This window comes from Agrobacterium sp. Azo12, assembly GCF_029193765.2.
GTDB lineage: Bacteria > Pseudomonadota > Alphaproteobacteria > Rhizobiales > Rhizobiaceae > Agrobacterium.
Genome location: NZ_JARFYO020000001.1, coordinates 908,895 through 921,537 on the forward strand (window position 1 = coordinate 908,895; position 12,643 = coordinate 921,537).

The window sequence follows — 12,643 nt, forward strand, 5'->3', positions numbered from 1 at the left end:
GGTTTCGATGGAACTTTTCGATAATCTCGCACTTGGTTTCAGCACGGCGTCGTCGCTTGGAAACCTGTTCTTCTGCCTGATTGGCGTGTTGCTGGGAACCTTGATCGGCGTGTTGCCGGGCATTGGCGCAACGGCAACCATCGCCATGTTGTTGCCGATCACCTTCCAGCTTGAGCCGGTTTCGTCACTGATCATGCTGGCCGGCATTTATTACGGCGCGCAGTATGGTGGCTCAACCACCGCTATCCTGATCAATATGCCCGGCGAATCCTCATCTGCCGTAACGGCCATCGATGGTTATCAGATGGCCCGCAAAGGTAAGGCGGGCGTAGCACTTGCTACAGCGGCAATTGGTTCGTTTTTTGCAGGGACAGTTGCGACATTCCTGGTGGCGATCTTTGCGCCGCCACTGACGGTGATTGCACTAAAGTTCGGTGCTGCCGAATATTTTTCACTGATGGTCGTCGGCCTGGTGTCATCCATTGCCCTGGCGCATGGCTCCATCGTGAAGGCACTGGCGATGGTGGTGCTGGGCCTGCTTTTGGGTCTTGTTGGCACCGATATCTACAGCGGTACACCGCGCTTCACGCTCGGCATCCGTGAATATGCCGATGGCTTGAATTTCGTGGCGCTAGCAGTTGGTGTTTTCGGCATAGCGGAAATCCTGCGCAATCTCGAAGATGAACATTCCCGCTCGGTGCTGATGTCCAAAGTCAGCGGCCTATTGCCAAGCAAGGATGATTTCAAACGTATGATTGCACCTATTCTACGTGGCACCGTCATTGGCTCGGCTTTGGGTATTCTGCCCGGTGGTGGCGCAATCCTTGCCTCGTTCGCGTCCTATACTGTTGAAAAACGTGTGTCGAAAAACCCTGAGGAATTCGGCCACGGCGCGATTGCGGGCGTGGCTGGTCCAGAATCTGCCAATAATGCCGGTGCGCAGACATCCTTCATCCCGCTGCTGACGCTTGGCATTCCCGCCAATCCCGTTATGGCGCTGATGATTGGTGCGATGATCATTCAGGGCATTGTGCCCGGCCCAAATGTGGTGAGCGAACAGCCTGCCTTGTTCTGGGGTATCATTGCGTCGATGTGGATTGGCAACCTGATGCTGGTGGTGTTGAACCTGCCGTTGATCGGGCTTTGGGTCAAATTGCTGACCATTCCCTATTACGTGCTGTTCCCGATCATCATGGCCTTCTGTGCTATCGGTGTTTACAGCGTGAACTCCAATGTCTTCGACCTCTACGCCGTCGCCTTCTTTGGTTTCATTGGTTACGTGCTGGTGAAATTGCGCTGTGAGCCAGCGCCGCTGCTGCTCGGCTTCGTGCTTGGGCCGCTGTTGGAGGAGAACCTGCGCCGTGCCATGATCTTGTCGCGTGGCGATCCGACAACATTCGTCACACGGCCGATCAGCGCCATCCTGTTGGCTATTGCAGCTTTGGTTCTGGTTGTCGTCTTCCTGCCAAGCGTCAAGGCAAAGCGTGAGCAGGTTTTTCAGGAAGAAGAATAATCCTCATCAGCTTCCATTACTCGCAACCCCGGCATTCCCTGCCGGGGTTTTTCGTTGGTGAGTGTGTCGTCCGCCCCGTCATGTCATAGCGCGCATTCTGAAAATCAATTCCGATTTTGTGGGTGCTGTTGTACAATCTTGAAAATACCCCGCAGAAGGGATGCGCCATGAAAAACGACGACGACCTTGAGATGACGCCGGAAGAAGCCCGGCAGGATCATTGGGACATGTTATGGTTTCTAGCGCGTAATGCCGGATTTGGGGCAAGCCTTGGCCTATTTATCGCGGCTGGTTTGATGTTCTTTGATATCGGCGGTCTTGGAACCCGGATTGAACATTCCCAAAATCCGCTGTTGCCGATGTTGCTGATTTCTCTGCCTCTTGTCACAACCTTTGCCGGTGCCGTGACGGCATCCGCAATCATGTTGATGCCGTATAAACGGCGTAAGGAAAGGTGAGGTAACATTATGCCGTCGGTTGACATTCTGCCGGTGTGGGTTGAATGCAGCACTGTGGAATAAATGAGGATATGCATGCCGACTGATATGGAAGCACGGGTAGTGTCACTGGAGGAAACGGTCGCCCATCAAAGCCGTGTTATTGATGAACTCTCGGATCAACTGGCGGAGCAATGGCGCGTCGTGGAACAAACGCGTGCCAAACTGGACCGTTTGACTGAGCGGTTTTTGAGCCTGGAAGAACAGTCATTGGACGCGCCCGCCATTACCAGGCCGCCACATTACTGAAATCCCCACATTGCAGAGGTAACAGCATTGATAGCAACAGCAGCCGAAATCATCACCTTCTGGAAAAATGCAGGTCCTGAAAAGTGGTTTGCCAAGGATGAGGATTTCGACCAGGAGTTCCATGATCGATTTAAAGCTGCGCATTTTGCAGCGGCTGCCCGTGAACTGGATGACTGGCTGAACAATGCGGAAAGTGCACTGGCTCTTCTGCTATTGTTGGATCAGTTCCCACGCAACTGTTTCCGCGGAACGGGCCATATGTATGCGACGGATTCGCTTGCTCGACATTTTGCCCACAAGTCCATCGCACAAGGTCTTGATACGGCGGTCGATGAGGCGCTGTGCGTGTTTTTCTATATGCCGTTCATGCATTCGGAAGAACTGGATGATCAGGAGTTCTGCTGCCGCCTGATCGAGATCATTGGTGGCCCGTCATTACACCACGCCATCGAGCACCGTGACATCATCAAGCGATTTGGCCGCTTTCCTCATCGCAACAGAATTCTCGGCCGCGACACGACGCCAGAAGAACAGGCGTTTCTCGATGAGGGTGGATTTGCCGGATAATAAAAAGGCTGGAGATTGTCACAATCTCCAGCCTTTCAATTTTATGCCGTTACGTCAGACGCTTAGCCGTCAAAGAATTCCTTCATGCGGGCAAAGAAACCCGACGATTCCGGATTGTTTTCCTTCGACGAAAGCTGCTCGAATTCCTGCAGCAACTCTCTTTGACGTTTGCTGAGTTTCTGCGGCGTTTCGATCTGAATCTGGATATAGAGATCGCCCGTCTGCGCAGAACGCAGCACCGGCATGCCCTTACCCTTCAAACGGAACTGTTTGCCGGCCTGTGTGCCCTCAGGCACGGAGACACGCGATTTTGTGCCATCCAGTGTCGTCACATCGAATGTACCGCCCAGGGCTGCCGTAGTCATCGAAATTGGCACGGCGCAGTAAAGATCGGCACCATCTCGCTGGAAAAACTCGTGCGGTTTTACAGACAGGAAGATGTACAGGTCACCGGTCGGTCCACCGCGCATCCCGGCCTCACCTTCGCCCTGCAGACGAATGCGTGTGCCGTCTTCGATACCCGATGGAATGTTGACGGAAAGCGAACGTTCTTCGGTGACACGTCCCTGGCCATGGCACTTGCTGCACGGGTCGGTGATTGTTTGACCACGACCATGACAGGTAGGGCAGGTACGCTCGACCGAGAAGAAACCTTGCGCTGCGCGCACACGACCGGAACCCTGGCAGGTGCCACAGGTTTTGGGCTGCGTGCCGGGCTTCGCGCCAGAACCAGTGCATACGTCGCAAGTGATGGAGGTCGGAACCCGGATCTGCGCCGTTTTGCCGGTAAAGGCTTCTTCAAGCGAGATTTCCATGTTGTAGCGCAGGTCAGCGCCACGTTCGCGGCCACCGGACGAACGGCGTGCTCGACCGCCACCCATCATCTCGCCGAAGATGTCTTCGAAAATGTCCGAGAAGCCGCCATTGGCGAAACCACCGCCGCCACCGCCACCCATGCCGCCTTGTTCAAAGGCAGCGTGACCGAAACGATCATAGGCCGCGCGCTTTTGCGGGTCCTTCAGCGTTTCATAGGCTTCGTTGATTTCTTTGAATTTTTTTTCAGATTCGGCGTCATCTGGATTTTTGTCCGGATGATACTTCATTGCAAGTTTGCGAAAGGCGCTTTTCAGCTCCTTTTCATCGGCGGACTTGCTCACACCGAGGGTTTCGTAAAAGTCTGCTTTCGCCATGAAGATAACACGCCCCAAAATGGATTTCCGGCTGCACGAGGCAGCCGGATTTTAGTCATTCAATCAAGTACGTTCAGAAGCCAGCATTAAGCAGACTTCTTGTCGTCCTTGATTTCCTCGTAGTCCGCGTCGACGATATCGTCCTTGGCGCCTTCAGCATTGCCTTCACCGGCTTCTGCCTGCTGCGCTTCGTAGATCGCCTGACCAAGCTTCATGGATACTTCCATGAGTGTCTGGGTTTTGGCCTGAATATCGTCTGCATCCGGCTCGGAAGCTTCAACGGCTGTCTTGAGCGATGCAATTGCATCTTCAATAGCCTTGCGGTCTGCTTCCGAAACCTTGTCGCCATACTCCGTCACCGACTTTTCGGTCGAGTGGATGAGGCTTTCAGCCTGGTTCTTGGCTTCAACGCCTGCACGGCGTTTCTTATCGGCTTCAGCATTGGCTTCAGCGTCCTTGACCATCTTTTCGATGTCCGCGTCGGACAGACCACCAGATGCCTGAATGCGGATCTGCTGTTCTTTGCCTGTGCCCTTGTCCTTGGCGGATACCTGAACGATACCGTTGGCGTCGATGTCGAAGGTCACTTCGATCTGTGGAACACCGCGTGGTGCCGGTGGCAGGCCAACCAGGTCGAACTGGCCGAGAAGCTTGTTGTCCTGTGCCATTTCGCGCTCGCCCTGGCTGACGCGGATGGTTACGGCAGACTGGCTGTCTTCAGCGGTCGAGAAGGTCTGGCTCTTCTTTGTCGGGATCGTCGTGTTGCGGTCGATCAGACGGGTGAAGACGCCACCCAGTGTTTCGATGCCCAGCGACAGCGGAGTTACGTCGAGAAGCAGAACATCCTTGACGTCGCCCTGCAGAACGCCAGCCTGAATGGCAGCGCCCATGGCAACAACTTCGTCAGGGTTTACGCCCTTGTGCGGCTCTTTGCCGAACAACTGCTTTACGATTTCCTGCACCTTAGGCATACGGCTCATGCCGCCAACCAGAACGACTTCGTCGATCTCGGAGGCAGATACGCCAGCGTCCTTGAGAGCGGCCTTGCACGGCGCAACGGTGCGCTGAACGAGGTCATCAACCAGGCTTTCGAACTTGGCGCGGGTCAGCTTCAGTGTCAGGTGCTTTGGACCGGTAGCGTCTGCCGTGATGAATGGCAGGTTGATTTCGGTCTGTTGCGAAGACGAAAGCTCGATCTTAGCCTTTTCGGCAGCTTCCTTGAGACGCTGCAGCGCAAGCTTGTCGCCCTTCAGGTCGATGCCCTGATCCTTCTTGAATTCACCGGCCAGATATTCGACCAGACGCATGTCGAAGTCTTCACCACCAAGGAACGTGTCGCCATTGGTGGACTTTACTTCGAAAACGCCATCGCCGATTTCCAGAACGGAAATATCGAAGGTGCCACCGCCAAGGTCATAAACAGCAATCGTCTTGCCGTCCTTCTTGTCGAGGCCGTAAGCGAGAGCAGCCGCAGTCGGTTCATTGATGATGCGCAGAACTTCAAGACCGGCGATACGGCCAGCATCCTTGGTTGCCTGACGCTGTGCGTCGTTGAAGTAGGCCGGAACCGTGATAACGGCCTTTTCGACCTTCTCACCAAGGTAAGCTTCTGCGGTTTCCTTCATCTTCTGAAGAATCATCGCGGAGATCTGCGATGGCGAATATCCCTTGCCCTGGGCTTCTACCCATGCGTCGCCATTATCGCCCTTGACGATTTCGAAAGGAACGAGGCCCTTGTCCTTGGCGACGGTCGGGTCGTCATAACGACGGCCAATCAGACGCTTTACCGCGAACAGTGTGTTTGTCGGGTTCGTTACAGCCTGACGCTTGGCAGGCTGGCCAACCAGACGCTCACCATCGTCGCTGAACGCAACCATCGAAGGGGTGGTGCGTGCACCCTCTGCATTTTCAATGACCTTGGTGTCCTTGCCGTCCATAACTGAGACGCAGGAATTGGTCGTGCCAAGGTCGATACCGATTACTTTTGCCATTCTACTCTCTCCTTGAAGCGAGTTGTCGGAACCCCGGTAGGCATTCCATTGACAACTCCTTGACTTGGATTGTCTTGATATCTGTTCAGCATTTTTGCTGTTCTGGGGCGTATATAAGGAGCGATTTTTCCGGCTGCAAGGCGGTAAGCGGTGTGGAATGCGGCAAAACAAAAGAAATGGAATGGCCTACCACAGTTTATTGCCACAACATGCGTTCGCAGCCGTCAAACTCCTGAGCTCATATAGGTGCTGCTGGGTGAATAATTAGAAAAAATGACATTTTGGTATATTTTTTCTGGTAGGATCAACTCAAATAAAAACGGCCCCGATGCGGGGCCGCAATCGTCACGGAATTTCACGTATTTCAAATGGCGAGCCACTTGCGCGGTGAATCCGGTGACTGGATTTTCAGCCACTTCAGATTGACTCTGTGCCAGGGCTTTACTTCATTGGTGCGGTTGTCGAGCACATAGTCACCCTGGTCTGTTGTCACGACAAGTACGGCATGGCCGATGCCATTTGGCAGGCGAGCGACCGCGATACGCAGGGCGCCGGAGGGCCAGCCAGCAGCAAGCAGTTTGTGGCGTTTTGTCAGTGCGTAATCTTCGCAATCGCCTTGGGTGACATTAATCTCCCATGCGTCATTATCATCTTGATCTGACGTGTATTTTATGGCGCGGTTGATGCTGCTATTGATGTTTTTCAGCTGGCTCATCTTGTCGGGTGACAAAGATACTTTTTTACCGCTGCCCTGAACATCGCAATCTGCAGAGTTGGTTGTGCAGAAACTCGCGAAAGAAAATGGAGCAATGGTTGTGCGGCGGGTCGAAATATGCTGATCCGGCTTCGGTGCAGCGCTGCGCGCCAATCCACTTAAGGGTGCCGCAGCGAGGCTGCTGGTACCTGTCATTAACATAGCGAAAGACAGGAATGTTGCAGTTGCTGTTTTCTTGATAAGCATGTTAGCCCCGTTTCATTGCAACCTGAATTGTTTTTATTGGATGCTTGATATCAGGTAGTTTTTGCGGGCCAGTTAAGTGTGTATTTAAAATTTTAATGGTTGTAATTTAATTACTCAATCTGGACATATAAGTGCCATAAGGATTCTCGACAGTTTGCTTGCTTATTGAATTTTCTGCTCGGCAGGTAAATTGAGTGATATAAATGTGACGGCTTCCAGGGGTTGGAGAGGCCTGCGTTTATTGTTTTAAGCCTACTGTATTGCGCCATAACGCCGTGTGGCTTATGGAGTTTGTGATTTAAAGGGACTTGATTATATTATGCGTTTTTCGAGTGTGTTGCTTTTAAGCACAGCAGTTCTTTCTGGCTGCACTGTAACCTCTTCTTCGGGGCCGGATTTTAGGTCGATCGAATCTCAGGCATCCGTCAAACTTGTCTCTGACAAGAAGGGTGGCAATAAGGGCGTTGCAGGCATCGATTATGCGCTGATTGAAATCAACAGCCGAGTGCTTGGTTATATCGGTGGTGCAACGGGTGGTAGCATGGCGACCGGCTTCGGCGGTGGACGCGGCGGTCCTCCATCTCTGCCGCTTGGCGTAGGCGACGTTGTTCAAGTCTCAGTCTTTGAATCCCAAGCCGGTGGTCTTTTCATTCCACAGGACGCAGGGAGCCGCCCAGGCAACTATGTTTCTCTTCCAAACCAGACGATTGCGCGCGACGGTACCGTGAGCGTGCCATACGCCGGCCGTGTACGCGCAGCAGGTCGCTCGGTAGAAGAAGTTCAAGCTGATCTCGAAGAGCGCCTGGCAAACCGTGCTATCGAGCCGCAGGTCATGATCAACAAGATCAGTAGCCGCTCAGCGCAGGTTTCCGTTCTGGGGGATGTCAAATCCGCAGCTAAAATTGACCTGACAGATGCTGGCGAGCGTATTCTTGACGTGATCTCTGAAGCTGGGGGCTTGAGTTCGCCGGGCATTGAATCTTATGTCACACTTATTCGTAATGGTCGCTCTGCGAAGGTTCATTACGACTATCTGACCAGCCATCCGCAGGAAAACATCTATGTGATGCCCGGCGATGTGGTGATGGTTGATCGTGAACGTCGTACATTCATGGCCTTTGGTGCTTCTGGTCTGAACGGTCGTTTCGATTTCGAAGAGTCTGAACTGAAATTGTCTGATGCACTCGGCAAGGCCGGTGGCTTGCTGGATTCAAGAGCCGATCCGGCGCAGGTCTTCCTGTACCGCGTCGTCAATCGCGACCTGCTGGTAAAGCTTGGCCTTGATACTTCGAAGTTCGTCAAAGACGAGGTTCCTGTGATCTTCCGGGCAAACTTGAGAGATCCAGCCACGTTCTTTGCCGTTCAGAAGTTCCCGATGCAGGACAAGGACATTGTCTACGTTACCAATTCGGATGCAATCGAACTGTACAAGGTTCTTGATCTGGTTGGTTCTGTACCCGCAACTGCAGCTGATGTTTCGAGTGACGTTCTTGCCACCCGCACTTCGGTTCGGGCACTTAAAAATTAAACATAATAATGGAAGCCGGTCAGGCTTTCTTTATTAATATTGCGTTAATCGTCCGTCTGTGTGATGGATTGAAAACAGATACTTATAGCCATTTGTTTTGGGGATATTTGCATGGTTATTGTCAAGCATATGCTTGGGTTGCTCTCAGCTGCAGCCATCGTTGTAGTGGCTGGGCAGTCTTCGGCAATCGCTCAGGCAACTGCACCGCAAGTTGAAGCTCCTGCAGTTGAGCAAGTTAATACTCCTGCTGCTGAGCAGGGTGCTCCGGCGCCAGTTGCTGTTTCAAGAGCGGAAGGCGAGGCTATCGGTGCGTTCCTCGCTCGTATTCAGGCTGGTATCGCTGGCGGAAGCGTTCAAGAGGAAGCTATGGCAGAGCAGGTTGCACTGCTGTTGCCACCTGAAACCACAGTAACGGACGCGACGCGTGCAATTGTGGACGAGGTTCTTGCATTTGCCCAAGCGAATTCGCCATCTGCCGAAGCTGTGGGTGACGGGTTGGCGCTGGCTGCAAATGCGGCAAGTAACGCAAACAACGCAGCTCTTGCTCGAATGATCCGTGTTCGCGTTGAAGGTGCTGCTGGTTTACTCGCTCAGGCATTCTCTGATAACTTCACGGCGACCGCAGCTGGCGGTGGCGCAGGAGCAGGTGGTGCCGGCGCTGGTGGCGGCGGTGCAATTGGTGGTGCGGCAGGTGCTGTCGGTGGCGGGACTGGTGGTCTCGGCGAAGGCTCGTCACCGGTCACTCAGACCAATTCGACAACTGCTCCAACTGGTGGCAGCACCGTAACTGGTTTTGCTGATGGCAATACCACGACGGTTGTTGATGTGAGCCCAGGCTAAATTTGAAATTATGTCCCGTCTTTTGGCCTGTTAAAGGCCGAGTTATAAGATGGGGCATAATTAGGCCTTGAACTTTCGGCATCTGCTTTAAGACGTCAGGGATGGTATTCTCGTCGCCTGAATTATCCTGAAGTATCGTATTTCAGAGGTGAAAGTTTGCAGCTTCATAATAGACACATTTCAGAAAACATTTCTCATGAGAACGTTGATGACAACGGCCGTGTCGATGTCATTCAGATTGATGCATTGCTTGGCGCAGCGCGTCGTCAATGGATCGTTGTTGCAGTTTGTGTAGCATTTGCCGCATTGCTCGGCCTTGTCGTCGCGACAACATCAGTGCCTTTGTATACCGCGACGGCCAAGGTTCTCATGGACCGCAATACTAATCAGGTGGTCCAGCAGTTATCTGCCATTGGTAGCGTGCTTGACGATGAATCAAGTGTCCTCAGTCAAGTCGAATTGTTACAGTCCGAAACGATCGGATTGGCGGTTGTGGATAAACTCGATCTTTCGAATGATGCTCAGTTCATGGCGGATCAATCGTCGCTCCTGGGTAGTGTCGTTCGTTTTGTCCGGTCGGTTGTGAACGTTTCGCAGTGGTTTTCCAGTGCCGAAGAAGACAGCGTTGCCATTGAGGCGAAGCGCCGTTCCGCGCTCGGCAAAGTACTGAAGAACATCCGTGTTACACGTGTAGGCCGGACCTATGTTCTTGAAATCAACTACACCTCGCCATCTCCCGAACTTGCGGCAAAGGTGGCTAACGGCATCGCTTCTGAATATCTCGTAGACAAATTGAACTCAAAATATGACGCCACGCGTCGTGCAAGTGTTTGGTTGCAGGACCGGATTGACGAACTGCGTCAGAAGGCGATGGAAACGGACTTGGCGGTCCAGAAGTTTAGATCGGCCAATGGCCTCGTGACTGCAGGTAATTCGCTGGTGTCAGATCAGCAATTATCTGAGTTGAATAGTGCGTTGATTGTTGCACAGTCTGATTCTGCAAAAGCTGCTGCCAAACTCGATGGTATTCAAAAAGTAATCAGCGCTGGGCAGTCGGATGCTATTGTGACTGACGCGCTGGATAGTTCTATCGTCAACGAAATGCGCAAAAAGTATCTTGCGGCATCCAAGCTTGAATCAGAAATTTCCTCTCGTCTCGGTGCACAACATATTCAGGCGATCCGTCTCAGAAAAGAGATGGAAGAGTATCGACGTTTGATGTTTGAAGAATTGGGGCGTATTGCTGAGAGCTACAAGAGTGACCTCGCAATTGCAAAAGCACGAGAAACCTCTCTTCAAAATAGCGTTTCGTTGGCGACTGGGGTAAGCGCTGTCGCCAACGAAACGCAGGTTCAATTGCGCGAACTGGAGCGTGAGGCCGAGACGTACAAGAATCTCTACCAAACATTCTTGCAGCGCTACCAGGAAGCTGTTCAGCAACAGTCGTTCCCAGTCACCGACGCACGCGTGATTTCAAGTGCCAATCCGCCATCATCTCCAAGCCAACCACGCAAAATGCTTCTGCTGGCGGCATTTTGTATAATGGGTGCAGGTATCGGTGCTGGTATTGGCGCATTCAGGGAATTCAGGGATCGGTTCTTCCGTACGGGAGAGCAGGTTCGTGATATCCTTGGCCTTGAATTCCTTGGCATCGCTCCGTTGATGAATGATGGTCTGCGGGTTGTTGATAACGCAACGGAAAGCAATCCTCGCAGTATTCGCAAGGCGACTGAAGTCACCAATTACGTGATTGACCATCCGCTATCATCGTTCGCTGAGACGCTTCGCAGCGCGAAGATTGCAGCTGACCTTGGAATTTCTGAGAAGGAATGCAAGGTCATAGGTATTGTTTCGACGTTGCCGGGTGAGGGCAAGTCCACGGTTTCAGTCAATTTCGCGGAATTGCTGGCGAGCCAGGGATCCCGTGTTATCCTGATTGATGCCGACTTGCGCAATCCAGGTGCGACGCGCGCCATTGGTCGCCACGCGCAGGAAGGTCTTCTTGAAACCCTGCTGGACGGGAAGAGCCCGAAAGATTGTTTCCTTTATAATGCCCGCACAGGTATGGCTTTCTTGCCAGCAGTGGTCAAGCATCGCGTTCCGCATTCCTCTGAGTTGCTCTCATCTGTCGCGATGAGGAAGCTGTTGAGCACGCTTTCTTCCAGTGCAGACTACATCATCATTGATCTACCGCCTCTTGGGCCGGTTGTGGATGCACGCGCCATGGCAAGCCGTATCGATGGGTTTGTCTATGTTGCAGAGTGGGGCAAAACGGCACGGCGTGTCGTGCGCCAGACACTCGAGACTGAGCCTTTGATCCGCCAGAAGTGCCTTGGTGTCATCCTGAATAAGGTTGATCAGGAAAAGATGAACCTTTACCGCTCCTACGGCTCGACCGAATATTATTATTCGCGCTACTCAGAATATTACCAGGAAAAGACCTGATTATGAGAGCGACGATTTTTGCTGCCGCCATTGTTATGGCGGCATCTTTATTGGTGCTGAGCTATGCATTTAAGGAGACTTGGTACAGTTCCAGGTTTGCGAATGTTTTGTCAATCGCGCAGGATGTGGATACCTATGGCAGCGTTCCCAATGAAATGCTGCTTGCTTCGATGGACAGTCTTTCAGAAATTGTCGATGACAATGTATGCCGCTCTGACATCGTCAAGGCCGGTATGTCGCTCGTTTTGAAGGATCTGGACTACCGCTACCAATTGCAGGAAATTGCGAGCAGATCCAACGGCTTGATTTTTGCCGAACGATATCTCCGTCATGCTCTGAAGTGTTTGCCTGTTGATGGCAATGTCTGGTTACGTTTCGCAATGGTTCGCTATGCCAGAACGTCAAATTTGGACGAATTGGCGCACTCGATATCGCTGTCCCAACAACTCGCTCCAGCCGAGGAGAATATTATTCTCGGCCGGTTTGCACTGTGGAATTCGGCTCCCGCGCAGTTACAACAAAAAGCCGCCGCGGCCTACAATGCTGACAAAAATGCTGTTTGCGGTAGTCGATGGAACTTGGTCCGGAAGCAGTTACCGGATTTGTGCCCCAAAACCTCGTAGTTTGACACTAGGGTATAAACCGAAACCCGTGATTATCTCGCTGAGTTTTTAGACACGTGAACGGGATTTTCGAGCCGCGTTGTATTTTGATAATTTCTCCGGCTGTCGCTGCGCGTCGCCAAGTGTAGAGAGCTAAGTCTCGCTACTCTGCAGGCGGTCGCAAAAAAATAATCTCCAAAAGCAGCAGATACACTCAAAGGCTGTAACGCCTTGGCGTGAAAGGCATGTCAGCGTATGCT

Annotated in this window: 11 protein-coding genes; 8 read left to right on the plus strand and 3 right to left on the minus strand. The window is 52.5% G+C overall.

Going from position 1 to position 12,643, the window contains the following annotated elements; all coding sequences use genetic code 11:
- Window positions 1-7 precede the first annotated feature (7 nt).
- The 4 genes from PYL13_RS04115 (at window position 8) to PYL13_RS04130 (ending at window position 2,826) form a co-directional block, all read left to right on the plus strand.
- Complete coding sequence (locus PYL13_RS04115; protein WP_250983571.1) at window positions 8-1,513, plus strand: tripartite tricarboxylate transporter permease; 1,506 nt, start codon at window positions 8-10, stop codon at window positions 1,511-1,513.
- A 167-nt stretch (window positions 1,514-1,680) separates the two neighbouring features.
- Window positions 1,681-1,971, plus strand: a complete 291-nt coding sequence (locus PYL13_RS04120) for a hypothetical protein (protein ID WP_192486999.1) — start codon at window positions 1,681-1,683, stop codon at window positions 1,969-1,971.
- Window positions 1,972-2,046: 75 nt separating this feature from the next.
- Window positions 2,047-2,259: a SlyX family protein gene (locus tag PYL13_RS04125; RefSeq protein ID WP_259147497.1), complete on the plus strand. Its 213-nt coding sequence runs from the start codon at window positions 2,047-2,049 to the stop codon at window positions 2,257-2,259.
- A gap of 27 nt (window positions 2,260-2,286) precedes the next feature.
- Window positions 2,287-2,826, plus strand: a complete 540-nt coding sequence (locus PYL13_RS04130) for a DUF924 family protein (RefSeq protein ID WP_405049431.1) — start codon at window positions 2,287-2,289, stop codon at window positions 2,824-2,826.
- Between the two features lie 62 nt (window positions 2,827-2,888).
- Here the strand turns inward: PYL13_RS04130 and dnaJ are convergent, their stop codons facing one another.
- The 3 genes from dnaJ to PYL13_RS04145 form a co-directional block, all read right to left on the minus strand.
- A complete protein-coding gene (gene dnaJ / locus PYL13_RS04135) occupies window positions 2,889-4,016 on the minus strand; it encodes a molecular chaperone DnaJ (RefSeq protein WP_259147494.1) in 1,128 nt (375 codons plus the stop codon).
- An 86-nt stretch (window positions 4,017-4,102) separates the two neighbouring features.
- Complete coding sequence (dnaK, locus tag PYL13_RS04140) at window positions 4,103-6,007, minus strand: molecular chaperone DnaK (RefSeq protein WP_192487001.1); 1,905 nt, start codon at window positions 6,005-6,007, stop codon at window positions 4,103-4,105.
- 364 nt (window positions 6,008-6,371) lie between these two features.
- Window positions 6,372-6,968 carry a transglutaminase-like cysteine peptidase gene (locus tag PYL13_RS04145; protein WP_259147491.1) on the minus strand — a complete coding sequence of 199 codons (597 nt, stop codon included), beginning with the start codon at window positions 6,966-6,968 and terminating at the stop codon, window positions 6,372-6,374.
- Window positions 6,969-7,287: 319 nt separating this feature from the next.
- Here PYL13_RS04145 and PYL13_RS04150 point away from each other — a divergent pair, with 319 nt between their 5' ends.
- The 4 genes from PYL13_RS04150 to PYL13_RS04165 all read left to right on the plus strand — a co-directional run bounded on the left by PYL13_RS04150 (window position 7,288) and on the right by PYL13_RS04165 (window position 12,404).
- Window positions 7,288-8,496, plus strand: a complete 1,209-nt coding sequence (locus PYL13_RS04150) for a polysaccharide biosynthesis/export family protein (protein ID WP_250983573.1) — start codon at window positions 7,288-7,290, stop codon at window positions 8,494-8,496.
- Between the two features lie 111 nt (window positions 8,497-8,607).
- A complete protein-coding gene (locus PYL13_RS04155) occupies window positions 8,608-9,336 on the plus strand; it encodes a hypothetical protein (protein ID WP_250983574.1) in 729 nt (242 codons plus the stop codon).
- A gap of 177 nt (window positions 9,337-9,513) precedes the next feature.
- Window positions 9,514-11,781, plus strand: a complete 2,268-nt coding sequence (locus tag PYL13_RS04160) for a polysaccharide biosynthesis tyrosine autokinase (RefSeq protein WP_405049442.1) — start codon at window positions 9,514-9,516, stop codon at window positions 11,779-11,781.
- Window positions 11,782-11,783: 2 nt separating this feature from the next.
- Window positions 11,784-12,404 carry a hypothetical protein gene (locus tag PYL13_RS04165; RefSeq protein WP_275640549.1) on the plus strand — a complete coding sequence of 207 codons (621 nt, stop codon included), beginning with the start codon at window positions 11,784-11,786 and terminating at the stop codon, window positions 12,402-12,404.
- Window positions 12,405-12,643 lie beyond the last annotated feature (239 nt).

What these genes read in the sequence shown, in the direction of transcription:
- PYL13_RS04120 (WP_192486999.1), top strand. Translation starts at nt 1,681, where the DNA reads ATGAAAAACGACGACGACCTTGAGATGACGCCGGAAGAAGCCCGGCAG.
- dnaK (WP_192487001.1), bottom strand. Translation starts at nt 6,007, where the DNA reads ATGGCAAAAGTAATCGGTATCGACCTTGGCACGACCAATTCCTGCGTC.
- PYL13_RS04165 (WP_275640549.1), top strand. Translation starts at nt 11,784, where the DNA reads ATGAGAGCGACGATTTTTGCTGCCGCCATTGTTATGGCGGCATCTTTA.
- PYL13_RS04125 (WP_259147497.1), top strand. Translation starts at nt 2,047, where the DNA reads ATGCCGACTGATATGGAAGCACGGGTAGTGTCACTGGAGGAAACGGTC.
- PYL13_RS04150 (WP_250983573.1), top strand. Translation starts at nt 7,288, where the DNA reads ATGCGTTTTTCGAGTGTGTTGCTTTTAAGCACAGCAGTTCTTTCTGGC.
- PYL13_RS04145 (WP_259147491.1), bottom strand. Translation starts at nt 6,968, where the DNA reads ATGCTTATCAAGAAAACAGCAACTGCAACATTCCTGTCTTTCGCTATG.
- PYL13_RS04155 (WP_250983574.1), top strand. Translation starts at nt 8,608, where the DNA reads ATGGTTATTGTCAAGCATATGCTTGGGTTGCTCTCAGCTGCAGCCATC.
- dnaJ (WP_259147494.1), bottom strand. Translation starts at nt 4,016, where the DNA reads ATGGCGAAAGCAGACTTTTACGAAACCCTCGGTGTGAGCAAGTCCGCC.
- PYL13_RS04115 (WP_250983571.1), top strand. Translation starts at nt 8, where the DNA reads ATGGAACTTTTCGATAATCTCGCACTTGGTTTCAGCACGGCGTCGTCG.